The sequence below is a fragment of the Marinithermus hydrothermalis DSM 14884 genome (genome assembly GCF_000195335.1).
Taxonomy (GTDB): Bacteria; Deinococcota; Deinococci; order Deinococcales; family Marinithermaceae; genus Marinithermus; species Marinithermus hydrothermalis.
This window is the reverse complement of sequence record NC_015387.1, coordinates 1,957,390-1,977,415: the sequence shown is the minus strand read 5'-3', so window position 1 is coordinate 1,977,415 and position 20,026 is coordinate 1,957,390. Positions and strand designations below refer to the sequence as shown.

Genomic DNA, 20,026 nt, shown 5'->3' with positions numbered 1-20,026 from the left:
GGAAGCGAGGGGCGCCCCGGTATAAGTTTGGACCGGGTCAAAGCAGCGCGGCGCGGCCCGCAAGGGCCGCGCCAGGATCACGCGAAGCGTTACCGCTCCACAGGAACGGGACCGACCTCGAGCTCCGCCGCTGGGGCCTCGAACCCGATTTTTTTATGCTCCCCGTCGCAGAAGGGCTGGTTCTTGGAGGCGCCGCAGCGGCACAAGGAAACGCGCGGTTTCTCCACGACCTCTTCCTTTCCGTCCTTTTGGATCACGTACCGTCCACCGGTCTCGAGCACGAAGGGTCCGTTCTTTAGCGCGACGATCTTCATACCGTACCCCATGCTACACAATACCCGTTCGGGAGGGGAAGGCGGGGGGCGCTGGACATACACCCGCCAAGCGTGTACGCTGAAAGATAAGGCTCATTAGAGAAAGGACAGGGTATGCAGGGAGTGCTGCTCGCCGTTGCTTTGGCCGGCATCGTGGCCGGTGCGGTCCTCCTGACCTTGGCCCGGGTCTGGTGGTTCCCGCCCCTTGCCTCGAACTGGGGGGCGCTGGACACCATGATCAACGTCACCGTTATCGTGACGGGCATCGCCTTCATCGCCGTGAACCTCTTCATTGCGTACGCGGTGTACAAGTACCGCCGGCGGGAAGGGCGCCGCGCCTTCTTCCTCGCGGACAACCCGCGCCTCGAGTGGACCCTGGTCTGGGTGACCGCCCTCGGCATTGTGGTGCTGCTCGCGCCGGGGCTGGCGTACTACGCGCGCGTGATCAGCCCGCCAAGGGACGCGCTGGTGGTGGAGGTGCTGGCGCAGCAATGGCTTTGGAGTTACCGGTACCCTGGCCGGGACGGGGTGCTGGGGCGCACCGACATCAACCGGGTCAGCCCGACCAACCCCTTCGGGCTGGACCCGGAGGACCCCGCGGGGAAGGACGACGTGCTGGCCTTCGCGCAGCCCCTCCGCCTGCCCGTAGGCCAGCCGGTCTTGCTGCGCTTGCGCGCGATCGACGTGCTGCACAGCTTCTACATCCCGGAGTTCCGGGTCAAGATGGACGCGGTGCCGGGCATGGTGACGCAGATGTGGTTCACACCCACGCGCGTGGGGACGTACCAGGTGGTGTGCGCGGAGTTCTGCGGGATCGGGCACTACAACATGTTCGGCCAAGTCCTAGTGATGGAAGCTCCGGAATTCGAGGCGTGGCTGCGCAGCCAAGCAACCCTGGCCGGCTCGAGGCCGTAGGAGGAGGGCGCGATGGAAGGGCGTAACGCACACCAGTACGGCGGGGGGTTCTGGACGCGGTACGTGTTCAGCCAGGACCACAAGGTGATCGCCATTCAGTACACGCTCACCGCGCTCTTTGTGGGAGCGGTGGGCATGGGGTTGTCCTGGTTGATGCGACTGCAGCTGGGGTTCCCCGGCCGGTTCGACTTCATCGGCCCCAACAACTACTACCAGGCGATGACGCAGCACGGCATGATCATGGTGATCTACCTCCTCACGGCCTTGCTCCTGGGGGGGTTCGGGAACTACCTGATCCCCTTGATGATCGGCGCGCGGGACATGGCGTTCCCCTTCGTGAACATGCTGAGTTACTGGGTGTACTTCCTCTCGGTGGTGGTGCTGCTCGCGTCGTTCTTCGTGCCGGGCGGGCCGACCGGGGGCGGGTGGACCCTCTACCCCCCGCAGGTGATCCTGCCGGGCACGCCGGGCGCGGACCTAGGGATCGTGCTGATGCTCGTCTCGCTGGCCTTGTTCATCGTGGCGGCCACGATGGGCGGCCTGAACTACGTCACCACGGTCCTGCAGCTCAGGACGAAAGGCATGACCTTGATGCGGATGCCGCTCGCGGTTTGGGGCATCTTCGTCGCGGCGGTCGTGGCCCTCCTCGCCTTCCCCGCTCTCTTCGTGGGCGCGGTGATGCTGCTTTTGGACAAGACGCTGGGCTCGAGCTTCTTCATGCCCGCGATCGTGCAGTTCGGGCAACGCCTCCCGTACGAAGGGGGCAGCCCCCTCTTGTGGCAGCACCTGTTCTGGTACTTCGGGCACCCCGAGGTGTACATCGTGATCCTGCCCGCGATGGGGCTGGTGTCCGAGTTGATCGCGGTGCATGCCCGGAAGCCCATCTTCGGGTACCGGATGATGGTGCTGTCCATCGTGAGCATCGCGGCGATTAGTTTCGTGGTGTGGGCGCACCACATGTACACCAGCGGGATGAACCCGTACTTCGGGTTCTTCTTCGCGACCACCACCCTGATCGTTGCGATTCCCTCCGCGATCAAGACCTACAACTGGGTGATCACGCTCTGGCGGGGGAACCTGCACCTCACGGTCCCGATGCTGTTCGCGATCGGGTTCGTGAGCACCTTCGTGATCGGTGGGTTGACCGGGTTGTTCCTGGGGAACGTGGTGGTGGACTTCCCCCTGCAGGACACGTACTTCGTGGTGGGGCACTTCCACATGGTGATGGGGGTCGCCACGATCATGGCGATCTTCGGGGGAATCTACCACTGGTTCCCCAAGGTCACGGGCCGCATGATGAACGAAACCCTGGGGAAGCTGCACTTCTGGGTGACCTTCATCGGGGTGTACCTGATCTTCTACCCCATGCACTACATGGGCATCCTGGGGGTGCCGCGCCGGTACTTCGCGTTTGAGGGCCTGGACTTCCTCCCGCCGTCCGTGCAGGGCCTGAACGCCTTCATCACGGTCGCGGCCTTCGCGGTGGGCGCGGCGCAGCTCGTGTTCGGGTTCAACCTGATTTGGAGCTTCTTTAAGGGCCGGAAGGCCGGGGAGAACCCCTGGCGGGCCACGACGCTGGAGTGGCAGGCGCCCACGCCCCCGCCGCACCTGAACTGGGGGGAGCGGCTGCCGGTGGTGCACCGCTGGGCGTACGATTACAGCGTTCCCGGCGTGCGCGAGGACTTCGTGCCCCAGACGGTGGAGCCGGTCGCGGCCCCAAGCGGCGAGCACGCGGGCGGCGCGGCTGGAGGAAAGGGGTAAGGGATGCCCCAGGTCAAGGAGCCCGCACGACGCGGTGGTGAGGGACACCCGCCCGGCAGGGACGGGGGCGGCGGGGGGGGTGGTGGGGGCAGCGAGGCCTTCCCCGTCCCCACGGCTCGTCTAGGGCTTTGGCTCTTCCTCGCCGTAGCCACGGTTCTCTTCAGCGCCCTCATGAGCGCGTACATCATCCGGATGGGGTACCCGGACTGGCAGCCCCTGCCGGAACCCGGCTTGTTGTGGGTGAACACGGGCCTCCTGCTCTTCGCCAGCGGGGCGCTCCAGCGGGCGGTGAGGGCCGCGCGGCGCGGGGACGGGCGCGGGGTGCGGCAAGGGCTTGCGCTGGGCGGGGGGCTTGGGGCCTTGTTCCTCCTCGGGCAGCTCGCCGCGTGGCGGGAACTCGCCGCGCTAGGGTACTTCGTCGCACAAGGCCCTGCGAGCAGCTTCTTCTACCTCATCACGGCGCTGCACGGGCTGCACCTTGTGGGCGGGCTCGTGGCGTGGGGTAGGGTAACGGCCCGCGCGAGGCGGGAGGAAGCGGCTCGAGTCCGCCTCGCCGTGGAGCTCACCGCCCTGTACTGGCACTTCTTGCTCGTGGTGTGGCTGGTCTTGTTCGGCTTGATGCTCGTGACGTAGGAGGCGTGAGGATGCAAAGGGACGTGCACGGCTTGCCCCGGTTTGTTCGCGATCTTGTGGTGGACTGGTCCGCGGACCGGCAGGCCTTCCAGGTCAACTGGGGCAAGGCCATGATGTGGTTGTTCCTCCTCTCGGACACCTTCATCTTCGGGGCCTTCCTCTCGGGGTACGCGGCGGCCCGCGTGGCGGCCACCCAGGCCTGGCCGGACCCCAGCGAGGTGTTCGCGTTGCGCGTCGGGCAGACGGAGGTGCCCCTCCTTTTGATCGCGATCATGACCTTCGTGCTGATCAGCTCGAGCGGCACCATGGCGATCGGGGTGGCGTACGGGTACCGCCAGGACCGGACGCGGACCGCACTGTTCCTGGTCCTCACGGCGTTGTTGGGGCTCACCTTCGTGAGCATGCAGGCCTTCGAGTGGACCAAGCTGATCCTCGAGGGGTTCCGGCCGTGGGGGAACCCGGTGGGCGCGCCGCAGTTCGGGTCTTCCTTCTTCATGCTGACGGGGTTTCACGGGCTGCACGTAACCGCGGGAGTGATCTACCTCTCCGCGGTGGCGGTGCGCGTGTTGAAGGGCGTGTATGACCGGCACGGGTACGCGGGGGTGGAGATCGCGGGGCTGTACTGGCACTTCGTGGACCTGGTGTGGGTCTTCATCTTCGCGTTCTTCTACCTGTTCTAGGGGGGGGTATGGCGAACGCGGGAGAACAGCACCAACCGATCCGGGTGTACCTGATGGTCTGGGGGGCTTTGTTCGTGTTGAGCGTCTTCTCGTACCTCATGGACTACCTGGAGGTGCGCCCCCTGGGGCTCAAGTGGTTCTTGATCACCGCGCTGGCGTTGGTGAAGGCGGGTTTGATCGTGGCGTACTTCATGCACATGCGCTTCGAGCGGCAGAGCCTGGTCTTCGCGATCCTATTGCCGCCCGTGCTGCTGCTGGCGCTCGTCGCCATCCTGATGCCCGAGGGGGCGTACGTGGCCGCGGTGCGCCAGTTCTTCCTCGGAAATTAAACGCCGCGCCCCGCGGGCCAAGCCCGCGGGGCGCGGGGGGATGAGGCCTTACCAGACGTAGAAGATCGTCACGATGAAGAGCCAGACCGCGTCCACCAGGTGCCAGTACATCGCGGCGGCCTCGAGGGTCCCGTGGTGGTGCGGGTCCAGCCGCCCTTTGAGGGCCTGGTAGTACGCGAGCGTCAGGCCGGTCGCGCCGATGATCACGTGCAGACCGTGCAGCCCCACGATCAGGAAGAACGCGGCCATCCAGAGGTTCTCCGTCCAGCTCGTGTGGCTGGCCGCAGTGACGAACTCATAGGTCTGGAACAGCGTGAAGATCACGCCCAGCAGGATCGTGACGAGGAGGCCGAAGCGGAAGGGGGTGGGTTTCCCGTGGCGCAGGTCGTGGTGCGCGTAGTGCACCGTGAAGGAGCTCGAGACCAGGAAGAAGGTGTTCAGGAGGGCGAGCCACAGGGCGGGACGCTCGAGGGGCGGGACGGCCGCGCCGGTGAGGCGCAGGTACAGGTATCCCGAGATGAGCAGCGCGAAGAGCCCGACCTCCGAGACGATGAACCAGGCCATGCCCATCCAGGCGTTGGACTTCCCGGTGACGGTGTGGTGCTCGACGGGGTGATCGTACTCGGGGGTGACGGCCCATTTGAAGAGGCTGAAGAGGAACCACACCCCGCCGGCCCAGAGCCAGCCGTTCGGCCAGGGGAGGGCCAGACCGACGCCCAGGATGAGGAGGCCGAGCGCGGTCATGAAGGGCCAGATCGTGGGGCTCGGTAGGTGGATGGTGGCGGGGTCGATCGGTTTGGGCGTGAGGCCTTCCTTCTGCCAGTCATACAGCGGGCGCTCGGAGGCGAAGCGGGTGGGGAAGGCCACCGCGAAGTTGTACGCGGGGGGCGGGGAGGAGGTGGCCCACTCGAGGGTCCAGCCGCCCCAGGGGTTGTCCGGGGCTTTTTCGCCGTAGCGGAGGCTCTTGATCATGGCCCAGAGCCAGACCAGGCCGCCCAAGCCCAGGAGGAGCGCGCCGATCGTGGAGATGAGGTTCAGCTCGTTCCAGAGGTACAGGCCGTCCGGGTAGGTGTAGTAGCGGCGGGGCATGCCGAGGAGGCCCAGGACGTACTGCGGCATGAAGGTGAGCAGGTACCCCACGAGGAAGAGCCAGAAGTGGGTCTTCCCGAGGCGCTCGTCGTACATGCGGCCGGTCATTTTAGGCCACCAGTAGTACAGCCCGGCAAAGACCAGGAAGCCCGACCCGGCCATGAGGACGTTGTGGAAGTGGGCGACCACGTAGTACGAGTCTTGCGCCTGGTAGTCGAAGGGCACGAGGGCGAGGGTGACGCCGCTGATCCCGCCCATGAGGAAGTTGAAGAGGAAGCCCAGCACCCAGTACAGGGGGGTTTTCATGACGAGGTGCCCCTTCCAGAGGGTGCCGAGCACGCTGAAGATCTTCACGCCAGTCGGGACCGCGACGAGCGCGGTGGCCGCGGCGAAGGCCAGCTGGAAGATCTGGGACTCGCCCACGGTGAACATGTGGTGGGCCCACACGAGCATACCCACCAGCACGATGCCCATCTGGGCGAAGACCATGAAGCGGTACCCGAAGACCGGTTTGCGCGCGAAGACCGAGGCGACCTCCGCCAGGATCCCCAGGTAGGGGAGGAGCATGATGTACACGGCGGGGTGCGAGTAGAACCAGAAGAACTGCTGGAAGAGGATCGGGTCACCGCCGATCGCGGGGTTAAACAGCGTGAGGCCGATCTTGCGGTCCAGGAAGACGAGGAGCGAGGCCGCGGTGATGCCGGCGAGCGCCAGGAGGGTCAGGATCGAGGTGGCGAAGACCGACCAGACGAAGATCGGCATCTTCCAGAGCGTGAGCCCTTTGGTGCGCAGGTTGTAGATGGTGGCGGCGAAGTTCGCGGCTCCCAAAAGGGAGGAGATTCCGAGAAGCAGCACGCCCACCATGAAGAAGTCCACACCGGTGGTGCTGGGGTCCACCGAGAAGGGGTAGTAGAAGGTCCACCCTACGTCCGGCGCGCCGCCGAAGAAGATCGAGAGGTAGATCAGGACCGCGGAGGCCACGAACAACCAGAAGGCGAAGGCGTTCACGCGCGGCAGGGCCACGTCGCGCTCCCCGAGCATGAGGGGCACGAAGAAGTTCCCGAACCCGGAGATTCCGGCGGGAATGATGAAGAAGAAGAGCATCGTGGCCCCGTGCAGGGTCAGGACTTGGTTGTACGCCTGGCCGACGAGCAGTTCGTTGTTCGGCGCGGCGAGCTGCAAGCGGATCAAGAGGGCGAGGATGCCCGCCAGCCCGAACGAAAGCATCGAAACGACCAGGTACATCAAACCGATCTTTTTATGATCTACGGTGGTTAATAGGTCCCAGATCGTGGCCAGAAGGCCGGGACGCGCTTGCCGTGCCACCTCGGTCTGAACCGCCATTCAAATCCCTCCTTTAACGCTTCGGAAGCTCGCTAAAATCGAACCCCTCGAGCCGCAGGCTGTCCAGGTACGCTACGAGGGCCTCCACATCCTCTTCCGTGAGCTGCGGGAAGGCCGGCATCTCAGAACCGGGCTTCACGTCGGTCGAGTTCATGATCCACGGCTTGAGGTACTCCGGCTTGTTCGGCCAGACGCCCGCGCCGAGCGTGGTGCGGTTGCCGAAGTAGGAGAGGTCCGGCCCCAGCGTGCCCTGTGCCGCGGTGCCCTGCACCCGGTGGCAGCTCGCACAGCTCTGGGCGAAGATCTGCTGCCCCCGCTCTTCCCGCGGCGAGACCGGTTCCGGCGCCTTATAAGCCCGGGCGGCCCGCATAAAGTTCTCGAACTCCTCCTCAGGAACGGCGATTACCCGGAAGCGCATGTTGGCGTGCGAAGCCCCGCACAACTCGGCGCACTGGCCGTAGTAGATACCGGGCTCCTCTGCCTGGAACCACGTGCGTGTCGTTACGCCGGGGATTGCGTCGATCTTCCCACCGAGGTTCGGAGCCCAGAAGGAGTGGATCACGTCCTTCGAGGTAACCTCGAACTTGACCGCCCGCCCCACGGGGATGATGAGCTCGTTGGAGGTGCGTACGTCATACTCGGGGTAGTAGAAGTCCCACCAGAACTGGTAGCCGGTGACCTGGACCTCGATCCCTTCCTCCGGGGGGGTGCCGATCGCGAACAGGGTTTTCGCGGTGAGGGCGAACAGCACCGCGACGATCCCGAGGGGGATCAGGGTCCAGAGGATCTCGAGGCGGTCGTTCCCGTGAAACTGGGGGGGTTCGCCTTTCTCGTCACCGCGGGCGCGGAACTTCACGATCGAGTAGATCAAGGCGCCAAACACGACCGTGAAGATCAATGCCGCGAACCCCATCGTGATCCAGAAGAGCTGCGAGACCTCCCGGTTGATGGGGGAGCTGGTGTCGAAGACGGTGACGTTCTGCACGTCGTTCTGTGCGAGCGCGAGACCCAACAACAACAGGCCGAGTGAACTTAGAACTATCCGCAGCATCATCCCTCCCTCAAGAACCTAAAGCCAAAGCGCCCTATCCACGGCCATCGCCAGGAACAGGAGCGCGAGGTACAACATGGAGTACTTATACAACGAGACCGCGTGCGGGCGGTCGGGGTGACGGTAAAGCTCGAGACTGCGCACGAGAAGCACGAGGTTCAGCAGGGCTGCCATGCTCAGGTAGAACCAGCCCACCTCACCGAGCAAGAGCGGCATGATCGAGATCAGCGCGGTGAGGACAGCGTACAGCGCGATCTGCAGCACGGTCATGCGTTCGCCGTGCACGACCGGCAGCATCGGCACCCCGACGCGGGCGTAGTCCTCCTTGATCAAGAGGGCCAGCGCCCAGAAGTGCACCGGGGTCCAGAAGAAGATGATGGTGAAGAGGTACCAGGCGAATAGGGAGAGCTCCCCCGTGACCGCGGCCCAGCCCACGAGGGGGGGGAAGGCTCCCGCCGCGCCGCCTACTACGATGTTGTTCCAGAAACGGCGTTTCAGGTAGATCGTGTAAACGAGGACGTAGAACAAAAGTCCCGCGAGGGCCAGGGCAGCGGTAAGGAGGTTCGCGGCGAGCCAGAGGATCAGGAAGGAGCCTACGGTGAGCGCGAAGGCGAAGAGGAGGGCGTGGTTCGAGGGGATGCGGTGCGTGACGGTGGGGCGGTGCGCGGTGCGCGCCATGCGGCCGTCGATGTCCCGGTCGATCACCATGTTGATGGCGTTCGCGGCGCCGGCCGCCATGTACCCGCCGAGGGCGACGGCGAGGAAGAGGCCCGTGCCCGGCCAGCCGCCCGCGGCGATGATCATGGCGGTGAGGGTGGTGAAGAGCAGGAGGCTGATCACGCGGGGCTTGGTGAGCGCCATGTAGTCCCGCCAGGTGGCTCCGCCCGTGCCCGCGTGGGGGGAGGCCGGGGCAGGGGTAGGGACTGCGGGCAGCGCGTCCTGGCTTAGCGCGGCCGCCGCGAGGAGGACCAGCGCGATCCAGACGAGGTCTGCGAGCAGCAGGTGCACCAGCTGCATCCAGACCGGCGCGAGGAGCAGGAGGTTCAGGAGGCCCGCCCCGAGCTGCACGAGGAACAGGACGGTGAGGAGCTTCGCGAAGCGGCGCACGGCGGGGGTGGGGCGCAGGTAACTCACGAGGCTCGCGGTGAGGATGAGGTACACCCCCACCGAGACCGCGATCAGCGGGTGGAAGAGGCGCAAGCGGATGAAGAGGTGGGCCGTGGGGGAGAAGTCCTGGCGGATGCCTTCCACCAGGTTATTCGCTGGGAAGAGGGTATCCCCAAGCGCGGTGACCGCCCCGCTGGCGCCGAGGATAAGGGTGCCGAGAAGCCCGAGGCCCAGGGCCACGCCGACCGCGCCCTGCCCTTTGAGGCGCACCGGGGGGCCGCCCGAGGCCCACCAGGCGGTGAGCGTGAGCGCCGCGATGAGGAGGAAGGTGTTGATCAGGTGCAGGCTCATCCACCAGGCGCGCGCGATGGAGACGTTGTCGGCCACCATCTCAAACAGCACGAGGCCCGCCCCCACCAGGGACTCCGTGGTCATGAAGAACAAAGAAAGCCCGGCCCCGAACCGGACGGGGTGGCCCTTCGGAAAGGCGCGCAACGCCCACACGAGGAGGCCCAGCGCGAGGAACCAGGCCAGGCCGCTCGTGACGCGGTGCGTGAACTCGATGAGCGTTTCGAGGGCCTCGGGGCGGGGGAGGATCTCGCCTTGACAACTGGGCCACTGCCGGCCGCACCCCGCGCCCGAGCCGGTCGCGCGTACGTAGGCCCCCCACACGATCACGGCGAGCGTGTAGGCCAGCGCTCCCCAGGCGTACCACTCAAACCGAATTCGCTTCATGATGATGCGCCACCCTCCCAGGTGGTGTCTCTTCACCCATTCTGCGGTGCCTGCCCAGGACGTTTGTCCCAACGGGCATCCCTACCAATTTACCCCACCCCTAAGGAAGCGCCAAGCCAAAACCCCCGCCAGGCCCGGCGCGGCCCGGCGGAGGTGAGCGGAGGGACTACGCGCTCGGAGCAGCCTCGAGCACCGCGGCGTCCACCCCATCCCGGTACTTCTCGAAGTTCTCGCGGAACATGCGGGCGAGCCGCGCCGCGGTCTCGTCGAAAGCCGCAGGGTCAGCCCAGGTCTGCTTGGGGATGAGGATCTCGCGCGGCACGCCGGGGACGGTGGTGGGGATTGCCAGGCCGAACACCGGGTCCTTTACGTACTCCACCTCGTCCAGGGCCCCGCTGAGCGCGGCGCGCAGCATCGCGCGGGTGTACGCGAGCTTGATGCGCTCCCCCACCCCGTAAGGGCCGCCGGTCCACCCGGTGTTGATCATCCAGACTCGGGGCCGGTGCTGCTGAATCTTTGCGCGCAGCATCTCCGCGTACCGGCCGGGGTGGAGCGGCAGGAACGGCGCGCCGAAGCACGCGGAGAAGGTCGCGACGGGGTCGGTCACGCCCCGCTCGGTCCCCGCGACCTTGGCGGTGTACCCGCTGATGAAGTAGTACATGGCCTGCTCGGGCGTGAGCCGCGCGATGGGGGGCAGCACGCCGAACGCGTCCGCGGAGAGGAAGAAGATGTTTTGGGGGTGCGGGCCTTGCCCGGAGGGCACCACGCCCTCGAGCAGGTCGATGGGGTAGGAGGCGCGGGTGTTCTCGGTCTTGGAGCCGTCGTCGAAGTTCACCCGGCGGCTTTGCGGGTTGAGCACGACGTTCTCGAGGATCGCGCCGAACTGGTTCGAGGCCCGGTAGATGAGGGGCTCGGCTTCGGGGGAGAGGCGGATGACCTTGGCGTAGCACCCGCCCTCGAAGTTGAACACCCCCGTGTCGCTCCAGCCGTGCTCGTCGTCCCCGATCAGGGGGCGTTCAGGGTCGGTGGAGAGCGTGGTCTTCCCGGTCCCGGAGAGGCCGAAGAAGATCGCGGTGTCCCCTTGAGGCCCGACGTTCGCCGAGCAGTGCATGGGGAAGACCCCTTCCTGGGGCATGAGGTAGTTCATCACCGAGAAGATGGACTTCTTGATCTCCCCGGCGTACTGGGTGCCGCCGATCAGCACCACCCGCTTGGCGAAACTGATGATCACAAAGGCTTCGCTGCGGGTCCCGTCCCGCTCGGGGATCGCCTGGAAGAACGGCGCGTGCACCACGGTAAAGCCCGGCACGAAGCTTTCGATCTCGTCGTCGCCCTGCGGGGGACGGATGAACATGTTCCGCGCAAATAGCGCGTGCCAGGGGCTTTCCGTGATGACCCGCACCGGCAGGCGATGGTCGGGGTCCGCGCCGGCGTACAGGTCCTGCACGTACAGGTCCCGGCCCGAGAGGTACTCGGCCACCCGAGCGTACAGCGCCTCGAAGGCCTCCGGGGGGAACGGCTGGTTCACCTCACCCCACCAGATCTCCTCCGCGTACGGGGGTTCCTCCACGATGAACTTGTCCTTCGGGCTGCGGCCTGTGTACGGCGTGGTGTCCACCACGAGGGCGCCGCTTTGGGCGATCTGCCCCAGGTCGCGCTTGATGGTGTGCTCGTACAGGATCGGGGCTGGCAGATCCCAGTACACAACGCCCTTGGGTTTGATGCCGTGTCGGTCCAGATTCCGCATGCAAGACCACCTCTTCCCGCACTCAGTTATACCGCGTTAAGACGCGCCGTGTCCCCCGCGTGAGGCGATCTAGGAGGGCAGGTCCAGCTCGATCGCGCCCGCGGCGGCGGTGAACCCCACCCGCTTGTGCGAACCGTCGCAAAGCGGCTTGGTGCTCGAGTGACCGCAGCGGCACAACGCGAGCTTCGGCCGCTCGAGGACCCGGTCCTCCCCGTTCAGCGTGAACCGGGTGCCTTCGGGCAGGTCGAGGACGAACGGACCGTTCTCCCGGAAACGCAAGCGCACGCGCATACCTCACCTCCTTCCTGCGCCGTTACGCACGGTTCCCGCAACGAGTTGCGCGTTCTGCACGCCTTGAAGGAAGGCCTGAAGGCGCCGGGGGTACTCCGGGTGCTTGTACGCCTCGACGTGCGCGTACCCCTCGAGCGCCCAGAACTCCGCGTTCGGGTAGGCTTGCTGCAGCATCTGGGCGTGCACGAACGGTACGGTCTCGTCGGCGGTGCCGTGCAGGATGAACAAGGGCACGCCCCGCGCGTACAGCTCCCGCGCCGCACGCACCGGACGCACCGCCCAGGGATCGAAGTCCAGGAAGAGCCGCGCCGCGAGGAAGATGCCGGGGTTGAACAGGGCCGGCAGGCCCGAGGCTTCGGGGAGCGCGTTGCGCAGGAGGTAGGGCAGGTCCGCGTACCCCGAGTCCTCCACCACCGCCCCTACCTGCAGCTCAGGCGCGGCGAGCAGCACCGTGGCCGCGCCCATGCTCCACCCATGCAACACCACCCGCTCCCGGCGGTACCCCCGCGCCTCGAGCCACGCCACGGCCCCGGCCACGTCCCGCACTTCCTGGTACCCCAGCGTGAGGCGCGTGCCTTCCGAGGCCCCGTGCCCCCTCAAGTCCAGCAAGAGCACGCTGAACCCCGCGTGCACGTAGGTGGGCAGGGTGTCCAGCACGTACGCCGCGGCCTTACTCGAGTCCTTGCCGTGCACGAGCACCGCGGCCCACTCCGCCCCCTCCACCGGCACCCACCAGCCGGAGAGCTCCAGCCCGTCGGTGCTCGTGAGGCGCACCTCCTGGAAGGGCAGGCCGTAGTTTTGCGGCGTGCGCGTCACGGGAACGCGATCGGGGACGGAGAGCTGCACGGCCACCACGTACCCCACCCCGAGGTACGTGACCGCGAGGAGCGTAAGCCAGATGAGTGCGCGGACGACCCAGCGCATCACACCACCCCTTCGGCCTTGAGCTCCTCCGCGAGGGCCTCGAAGCCCGCGCGGCCCATCAGGGCGTAGGTGTACTGTTTGCCGAGCTCCACGCCCGGCTGGTCAAAGGCGTTCACCCCGAGCAGTTCACCCAGGATCGCGGTCTGCCACATCAGGTGCTGTAAGAGCCAGCCCAGGTGGTACGCGTCCAGCTGCTCAAGCTGGATCGTGTAGTTAGGCCGCCGCGCCTTCGCGAGGGCGTGCGCGGTAGCCTTGGCCTCGGCGGTGAGTAGCTCGAACAGGCGCTTGCCGAAGAGGTAATCGAGCGCCTCGAGGCCCTCCACGGCGGGCAGCTCGAGGTCCGTTGTGGGACGTTCCAGGCGCACGAAGACCACAAGCTTGTCGAACGGGCCTTCGCGGTACAGCTGTACCTGCGCGTGCTGGTCGGTGGTGCCGACGGCCTTGAGGGGGGTGGGGCCTACGTGCACCCGACTGCCGGTCTTGCTCTCGGCCTTGCCGAGGGACTCGGCGTGCAGCTGCACGAACCAGTCCGGCACGAGCCGCATGCGCGTCGAGTACGGCATCAGCACGCTGATCGGTTTGCCGCGCCGGTAGTACAGGTACTGCACCAGGGCGGTCTGGGCCGGTAGGTTTTCCGCGACCGGGGCCGCGGCGGTCTCGTTGGCCTTGCGCGCCCCGGCGAGGAGGCCCTCGAGGTCCACCCCCGCGAACGCGAGCGGCACCAGGCCCACCGGCGTCAGGACGGAGAAGCGCCCCCCGACGGTGGGGGGGATGCTGAACGCGGTGAGGCCGTGCCGCGCGGCGTACGGGCGCAGCACGCCCTTCTTAGGGTCCGTGGTGACGGCTACATGCCGCCGCCACTCCGCCCCCAGCGCGTCCTCGAGCCACTTGCGGAACACCAGGAACGCTGCCATGGTCTCGGCGGTGGTGCCGGACTTGCTGATGACGTTCACCAGCGTGGTGCGGGGGTTCAGGCTGCCGAGCAGGTGCAGGACCGGTTCGGGCTCGACGTTGTCCACGAAGTGCAGGGCCACCCGCCGGTCGCCGAGGGCCGCGTGCACCGCCTGCGCGCCGAGGGCGGACCCGCCGATCCCCAGGACGACCACGTCCGTGACCCAAGGGTTTGCCTCCCGGTAGCGTAAGGCGGCCCGGGCGGTCTCGGTGTCCTCGGGCACGGCGATCCAGCCGAGGGGCATATCGGGGTCGCGGTGGCGCGCCCAGAGCGCCTCGAGCGCCTGCTCCAGCGGGGGGGTGTGCGCCCGGAGCTCGCGCTCGAGGTCCAGCCCCTGGTCCGGCCCGATCCGGGCCTCCGTCACGTTCGCGAAATCTACCGTGAGCATGCTTTTATGCTAGCAGTCACGGGAAGGGCCTTGGTCGCGGCGAGGCTACGCTTCCTGGATGGCTTGGCGCAGTTGCTCGAGCATCTCCTGGGAGACGCGCGCCACCTGGTATGCTTCACGGCGGCCTCGAGCGCCTCCTCTACGGTGTCCGCCTCGATCACGTGGTCGCACGCGAAGCCGAGTCCTTGCAGCGAAGTACTTTCGCCGTGCCCCTTCTCCTTTCCATCCGTTCCGGATACGGCCATTGCACCTTGGCGCGGTGGCTGGTTGGGTTACCGCGGCTCGAGCACCAGCCGTTGCTGCACCGTGTACCCTCGGGTGCGCATGGGGAGGTACTGGCCGGAGGCCCACCGCGGCAGGAGGTCCGCGTAGTGCGGGCTGAGGAGGTTCCCCGACTGGCCCATGGGGTGGATGAAGCGCGAGCCTTCGGGATCCGCGAGGTCCACCACCTGCCGGTAGCTGGGTCCGTGGTCCATGCGGAGGGTGGCGAGGTCGTACGGGCCCACGTTCACCGTGAAGGCGTCCCCCCCGAAGGGCACCTGGCGGTCCGTGAACCGCTTCAGGGGCGTTTGGCTGAGGACCGGGTGCGCGAACCTCGCCCGGTGCACTGCCCCCCACGCGGGCACCCTCCCGTCTTCCGCGACGGCCTGCACCGCGCGTTCGAAGGCCAGCGCAGCGTAGTCCAGGCAGACTAGGCCCCGCGCCGCGCACGCCGGGTCCCCATTCTTGAGGGCGTTGAGGAGGTAGCGGGGCTCGTTCCAGTAGGGTTGGCCGACCTCGGCGGCCGGCAGGCGCGCGAGCTCCCGGTACCACGCCGCGAAGACCGTAGCTTCCGGAGTGTCCGGGCGCATCACGCCGTCCCACGCGAGCAGCCGCGCCCGCCAGCGGCGCGCGGCCTCGTCCTCGGGCTGGATCAGCTCGAGGACCGGGCGGAACGCGCGGTAGAGGAGGGTGTACTGGTCCAGTTGGATGCGCACCATGTCCTCCAGGGTGAGGCGGGGCTTGGCGGTGAGCAGCTCCCGGATGCGGGTTGCGCGGTAGGGTTCGGCCCAGTCCACCGTGAGGGTGTAGGGGTAGGTGGGGGGCGTGACCTTGTTGTTCGCGGTGACGATGAACCCCTCGGGCGGGTTGAGGGCCTGGGGCAGCTCATCGAAGGGGATGAACCCTTCCCAGTCCCACGCGCCGGTGCCGGGAACGGGGTAGGCGCCCGAGTGGCCCGGCCGGCGGATGGGGATCTTCCCGGGGGCGATGTACCCGATGTTGCCGTTTACGTCCGCGTACACGAAGTTCTGGCTCGGGGCGAGGTATCCCTTGAGGGCCTCGCGGAACTCGCCCCAGTTCCGGGCTTGGTTGATCTTCAGGAACGCCTCGATCGTGTGGTCCACCGGCTCCAGGCTGACCCAGCGCACCGCGAGGGGGCTGGCGCCGGGCGCGTCCACCACGTCGGAGATCACCGGGCCGTAGACCGTCTCCCGCACGACGAGCCGCACCTCGCCCCCGCCCTTGACGCGGATCACCTCCTCGCGCGTCGTGTACGGCCGGACCTCCCCTTGGTACACGTACCCCCCGTCCTTCTCCTCGAGGACGTACAGGTCCTGCACGTCCGCCCCGACGTTCGTCACGCCCCACGCGATGCGCGCGTTGCGCCCGATCACCACGCCCGGCGTGCCGGGCAGGCTCGCGCCGATCGCGTTGTACCCGGGGGCCTCCAAGTGGATCAGGTACCACAGCGAAGGCACCCCCAGCCCCAGGTGCGGGTCGTTCGCGAGGAGCGGCTTGCCGCTCGCGGTGCGGCTGCCGCTCACGACCCAGTTGTTGGAGGCCTCGAGGAAGCGGGGCCGGGCCTGGCCGAGCTCGAGCAGCGCCGCGGCTTGCTGTTCCGCGCCGGGGGGCGGGAGGGGCAGGCCGGCGGGGGGCAGGATGGTGGGGGCGTCCTCGGGGTAGGGCGGCATGAGCTCGGCGATGCGCTCCGGGGTGAGGCCCCGCGCCAGGAGGCGGTAGCGCCGGAGTTCCGCCTCGTAGTTCGCGGAGAGGTCGAAGCTCATCATCTTCGCCCAGACCAGCACGTCCGCGCCCTGCCAGGGCTCGGGCCGGTACCCCAGGAGGCGGAACTCGAGGGGCAGGGGCGGGTTCGTGGCGAGGTAGGCGTTGATGCCCGCCACGTACGCGTCCACCGCGGCCTTCGCTTCGGGGGAGAGGTTGTCGTACGCGGCTTGGGCAGCGCGGTAGAACCCCCAGGTGCGCAGGAACTTGTCCTGGCTGAGGGCGGCCTCCCCGAGCACCTCCGCGAGCCGGCCCGCGCCGACGCGCCGCTGGAACTCCATCTGCCACAACCGGTCCTGGGCGTGCACCACGCCCTGCGCGAAGAACAGGTCGTGCAGGTTCCGCGCCTGGATGTGCACCACGCCGTAGGCGTCGCGCGCCACCTCGACGGGCTCGAGGAGTCCCTTTAGGGCCAGCCGGCCCGTGGTTTGGGGGAGGGTCGTGCCCTTGAGGTAGAGGTACCCGCCCGCCGCGATCACCGCTCCTAGCAGGATGAGGCCGAGGAGTAACCGGCCCAAAAACCGCACCAGTTGCATGCTCCCTCCTTTGTTTACGGGTATTCTACGCCATGCGAACGGATGAGCGGCTGCCCGGATCGGGATACAGTAAGCGTATGGACACCCTGGAGTACTTCAAGGCCCACTTGAGCGCGTACCTCGAGGAGCTCGAGGCCTTCGTGCGCCTGGAGACCCCCTCCCGGGACCTGGAGCGCCTCGCGCGCGCGGCGGACTGGCTCGAGGCCCGTTTCGCGCCGTTGGGGCGCCTCGAGCGCTTGGAGACGCCCATGGGCCCCATCCTGCGCCTGGAGCGGCCGGGTGGGGGGCGGCGCGTGCTGCTCCTCGCGCACTACGACACCGTGCACCCGGTGGGGGCGTGGCCGGAGCTTTGGCGCGTGGAGGGCGACCGGGTCTACGGGCCGGGCGTGTACGACATGAAGGGCGGGCTGCTCTTTATCCTTTGGGCCCTGCGCTACCTTGAGGCGAGCGGCGCGCCGCACCCGGCGTTGGAGGTCCTCCTCACGCCGGACGAGGAGATCGGCTCGCCCGAGAGCCGGCCCGTGATCGAGGCGTCCGCGCGCCGCGCGGACGCGGTCTTGGTGCTGGAGGCCCCCACCGGGACGGGGGGGCTCAAGGTAGCCCGCAAGGGGGTGGGAATCTACACGATCCGGGTGCACGGAAAGGCCGCGCACCAGGGGGTCGAGCCGGAAAAGGGCGTGAACGCGGTGGTGGAGCTCGCGCACCAGATCACGCGCGTCATGGCCCTCCAGGACCTGGAGCAGGGCACCACCATCGGGCCGAACCTGGTGCGGGGCGGGACCGCCTCGAACGTCGTGGCGGAGTACGCTGAGGCCGTGATCGACGTCCGGGCCTGGACAGAGGAGGAGGCCGGGCGGGTGGACCGGGCGATCCGCGCGTTGGAGCCGGTCCTGCCCGGGGCGCGCCTCGAGGTCGCGGGGGGGATCAACCGCCCGCCCATGCAGGGCTCGCGCGCGCTGTTCGAACGCGCCCGAGCGATCGGGGCGCGGCTGGGGCTTGTGCTCGAGGCCGGCCGGGTGGGGGGCGGGTCGGACGGGAACTTCACCGCGGCGCTCGGGGTGCCTACGCTGGACGGGTTGGGGCCGTTCGGGGCGGACGCGCACCAGCGGACGGAGCACATCGTGGCTTCGCAGGTGCCGGCGCGCAACGCGCTTTTGGCTGAGCTGGTGGTGAGCCTGCTGGACTAGGGGCGCGAAGGGAGGCGGGGTGTTTTGGCGTAGGGACGAGCACGTCAAGGAGGAAGGCGCGGCCTTCCTCGTGCGGGTGCGGACCGCGGCGCACCGCGAGGTGGTGGAGGTGCGCTTTACCCGCACGAACGAGGTGAGCCAGACGCGGGACGGGTACTACGTGCGTAAGGTGATCGTGGCGCCCCAGAGCCTGGATCGGGCGGTGCTCGAGATCTGGTTCGATCGGCGTTACCGGCCCGTGCGGAAGGTGGTGGAGGGCGGGGAGTTGGTGCCGATCCGGGAGTGGCGCTAGGTTACCCGCCCGGGCCCTCTATGACCTCGATGTCCCCGCGCATGCTGCGGGTGTGCACGCCGCAGCGGTACCCCTTGAGGGCCTGGGCGAGCTCGGGGGTCAGGGTGAAGGTCACGCCTTCGTCGTCCTCGACCCAGGCCACCGCAGGGTCATCCTCGAAGCGGCCCTTAACCCGGGCTTTTTGCGAGAGGAGGATGCCGTCGTCGCTGGCGCGGCCGGAGGCGGGCTGGTCGATCAGCTCGAAGGGGTGGATGTTGCGCCGTCCCTTGTTGATGATGCGGTAGCGCGTGCCGATGGTGAGGGTCCAGGTGGGGTCGGGGGTGTTGAGTTCGGCCACGCCGTCGGCCCCTTCGACCTCGAGGACGAGGTAGTCGCTGTTGCCGCGGTTGTCGATCGTGAGGATCACGTCGGCGTCCGTGGTTTGCGCGGTGTTTTGGGCGGTGGCGCCCGGGCTTTCGTAGTGGTACCGGGCGAGGACGAACCCTACAGCCAGAATGCCTAGCATGCCGAGCAGTACCCTTATCCGGGAGGATAAGCGCTTGCGTGCTTGCATGGGGGCTCCTTTCCTTTCCGATTATGGGTACCGGGGGGGGACGGGGGGCGTGTGCTGGTTTACAGGGGCGGGATTTCCCCGTCCTGGAGGAGCTGGGAAGCATACCCTATTGCATAAGCGCAAGGCGTGGTATAAATAAGAAACGAAGCGGGCCGTGCAGGCCCGCCTTTTGGTTTGGTTGGGTTGGGGTTGGTGGCCTCGTTTCGAGGCTGTGGCTACAGCTCGATGTCTCCCCGCATGTTCTCGGTATGGTTGCCGCAACGGTACCCCTTGAGGGACAGGGCGAGCTCGGGGGTCAGGGTGAAGGTCACGCCGCGCGCGTCCTCGACCCAGGCCACCGCGGGGTCGGCTTCGAAGCTGCCCTGAACGCCGGGTTTTTGCGAGAGCAGCACGACGTCCTCCTCAAAGTCCACGAGCTCCTCGTCGTCGTTCTCGACGGCGTTTTGATCGGTGAACTCGAAGGGGTGGAAGCCCTGGCCGCCCTTGTTGATGATGCGGTAGCGCGTGCCCACCACGAGGGTGATCTCGGCGTTGGTCTCGTTAAGCGCGACCGTATCCTCGATATCCCTGTCCTTGATGCCGTCCACCACGGTCACGCGCCAGGCGCTGTTGCCGCGGTTGTTGAGGGTGAGGGTGACGTCGGGGGCGCGGTCGGTCGAGGATAAGAGGGTGGTGGAGGGGGTGCTGCTTTGGCTTGGGGGAGCGTACGCGATGACCAGAGCCAGGCCGAGAAGGGTGAATGCGGCGAACACCCCAACTAATCGAGATTTTTTGTTAAAATTCACGAGAATTACTTCCTTCCTTTGGAAATTTTCGTCAATTTCCCGGGAAACTGATCTACTGGAGTCTACGACTCGGCGGGAGGGGTGTGTGTATGCTGACGCGCTATTTACCGATAATCATCGGTGTGCTATTTTATTAAATAGATTTTGTAAAATGGCAATTTTTATTCTCATCATAAATATCTGGAGTTCTCCGAAAATGCCCGCAGATCCCCGGCGCCGACGAGGGTTCTGAAAGGCCGCGGTCGGCTCCATGCCCCCCATACGAGCCCTGACCCCTGACCCTATCCCGCCCCCGCTTTAAGATCAAGCGGTGACCGTTACGGTTGGGGCTCATCCCGGGCTCATGCCATACCGCTTAAGCGGCCGCGCC

General features: G+C 67.1%; 18 protein-coding genes. 7 read left to right on the top strand and 11 right to left on the bottom strand.

The window, feature by feature from the left end; all coding sequences use genetic code 11:
* Window positions 1-89: 89 nt before the first annotated feature.
* Window positions 90-314, bottom strand: a complete 225-nt coding sequence (locus MARKY_RS09875; protein ID WP_041658054.1) for a CDGSH iron-sulfur domain-containing protein — start codon at window positions 312-314, stop codon at window positions 90-92.
* Window positions 315-428: 114 nt separating this feature from the next.
* On the opposite strand from MARKY_RS09875, the gene coxB (MARKY_RS09870) reads away from it, so the two are divergent.
* Genes coxB (MARKY_RS09870) through MARKY_RS09850 form a run of 5 tightly spaced genes read left to right on the top strand, consistent with a single transcriptional unit; the run spans window position 429 to window position 4,632 of the window.
* Complete coding sequence (gene coxB, locus MARKY_RS09870) at window positions 429-1,229, top strand: cytochrome c oxidase subunit II (protein ID WP_013704741.1); 801 nt, start codon at window positions 429-431, stop codon at window positions 1,227-1,229.
* Window positions 1,230-1,241: 12 nt separating this feature from the next.
* The gene (gene ctaD / locus MARKY_RS09865; protein ID WP_013704740.1) at window positions 1,242-2,990 is read left to right on the top strand and encodes a cytochrome c oxidase subunit I; all 1,749 of its coding nucleotides are present in this window, start codon (window positions 1,242-1,244) and stop codon (window positions 2,988-2,990) included.
* A 3-nt stretch (window positions 2,991-2,993) separates the two neighbouring features.
* The gene (locus MARKY_RS09860) at window positions 2,994-3,623 is read left to right on the top strand and encodes a cytochrome c oxidase subunit 3 (RefSeq protein WP_013704739.1); all 630 of its coding nucleotides are present in this window, start codon (window positions 2,994-2,996) and stop codon (window positions 3,621-3,623) included.
* Window positions 3,624-3,634: 11 nt separating this feature from the next.
* Window positions 3,635-4,303 (top strand): cytochrome c oxidase subunit 3, encoded by a 669-nt coding sequence (locus MARKY_RS09855; RefSeq protein WP_013704738.1) that lies wholly within the window; start codon window positions 3,635-3,637, stop codon window positions 4,301-4,303.
* 8 nt (window positions 4,304-4,311) lie between these two features.
* Window positions 4,312-4,632 (top strand): cytochrome C oxidase subunit IV family protein, encoded by a 321-nt coding sequence (locus tag MARKY_RS09850; protein ID WP_013704737.1) that lies wholly within the window; start codon window positions 4,312-4,314, stop codon window positions 4,630-4,632.
* 48 nt (window positions 4,633-4,680) lie between these two features.
* Here MARKY_RS09850 and ctaD (MARKY_RS09845) read toward each other — a convergent pair whose 3' ends face one another.
* From ctaD (MARKY_RS09845) to MARKY_RS09810, 8 genes are all read right to left on the bottom strand, one after another.
* Window positions 4,681-7,047 (bottom strand): cytochrome c oxidase subunit I, encoded by a 2,367-nt coding sequence (gene ctaD / locus MARKY_RS09845; protein ID WP_041658460.1) that lies wholly within the window; start codon window positions 7,045-7,047, stop codon window positions 4,681-4,683.
* Window positions 7,048-7,078: 31 nt separating this feature from the next.
* Window positions 7,079-8,116 (bottom strand): cytochrome c oxidase subunit II, encoded by a 1,038-nt coding sequence (gene coxB / locus MARKY_RS09840; RefSeq protein WP_013704735.1) that lies wholly within the window; start codon window positions 8,114-8,116, stop codon window positions 7,079-7,081.
* An 18-nt stretch (window positions 8,117-8,134) separates the two neighbouring features.
* Complete coding sequence (locus MARKY_RS09835) at window positions 8,135-9,958, bottom strand: heme o synthase (protein ID WP_013704734.1); 1,824 nt, start codon at window positions 9,956-9,958, stop codon at window positions 8,135-8,137.
* A gap of 166 nt (window positions 9,959-10,124) precedes the next feature.
* Window positions 10,125-11,705, bottom strand: coding sequence for a phosphoenolpyruvate carboxykinase (ATP) (gene pckA / locus MARKY_RS09830; protein ID WP_013704733.1), 1,581 nt, complete (start codon window positions 11,703-11,705; stop codon window positions 10,125-10,127).
* Window positions 11,706-11,774: 69 nt separating this feature from the next.
* Complete coding sequence (locus MARKY_RS09825) at window positions 11,775-11,990, bottom strand: CDGSH iron-sulfur domain-containing protein (protein WP_041658458.1); 216 nt, start codon at window positions 11,988-11,990, stop codon at window positions 11,775-11,777.
* A 9-nt stretch (window positions 11,991-11,999) separates the two neighbouring features.
* Entirely contained in the window at window positions 12,000-12,920 is a 921-nt protein-coding gene (locus tag MARKY_RS09820; RefSeq protein ID WP_013704731.1) for an alpha/beta hydrolase, read from the bottom strand.
* Window positions 12,920-14,260 (bottom strand): hypothetical protein, encoded by a 1,341-nt coding sequence (locus tag MARKY_RS09815; RefSeq protein ID WP_013704730.1) that lies wholly within the window; start codon window positions 14,258-14,260, stop codon window positions 12,920-12,922. The genes MARKY_RS09820 and MARKY_RS09815 overlap by 1 nt, the downstream gene beginning before the upstream one ends.
* 272 nt (window positions 14,261-14,532) lie before the next feature.
* Complete coding sequence (locus MARKY_RS09810; RefSeq protein ID WP_013704729.1) at window positions 14,533-16,839, bottom strand: penicillin acylase family protein; 2,307 nt, start codon at window positions 16,837-16,839, stop codon at window positions 14,533-14,535.
* A gap of 77 nt (window positions 16,840-16,916) precedes the next feature.
* Here MARKY_RS09810 and MARKY_RS09805 point away from each other — a divergent pair, with 77 nt between their 5' ends.
* Together MARKY_RS09805 and MARKY_RS09800 are read left to right on the top strand one after the other, a co-directional pair.
* The gene (locus tag MARKY_RS09805) at window positions 16,917-18,026 is read left to right on the top strand and encodes a M20 family metallopeptidase (RefSeq protein WP_013704728.1); all 1,110 of its coding nucleotides are present in this window, start codon (window positions 16,917-16,919) and stop codon (window positions 18,024-18,026) included.
* Between the two features lie 19 nt (window positions 18,027-18,045).
* Entirely contained in the window at window positions 18,046-18,318 is a 273-nt protein-coding gene (locus MARKY_RS09800; RefSeq protein WP_013704727.1) for a hypothetical protein, read from the top strand.
* Window position 18,319: 1 nt separating this feature from the next.
* Here MARKY_RS09800 and MARKY_RS09795 read toward each other — a convergent pair whose 3' ends face one another.
* Window positions 18,320-18,823: a hypothetical protein gene (locus MARKY_RS09795; RefSeq protein WP_041658051.1), complete on the bottom strand. Its 504-nt coding sequence runs from the start codon at window positions 18,821-18,823 to the stop codon at window positions 18,320-18,322.
* A gap of 263 nt (window positions 18,824-19,086) precedes the next feature.
* Window positions 19,087-19,623, bottom strand: a complete 537-nt coding sequence (locus MARKY_RS09790; protein WP_013704725.1) for a hypothetical protein — start codon at window positions 19,621-19,623, stop codon at window positions 19,087-19,089.
* Window positions 19,624-20,026: the final 403 nt, after the last annotated feature.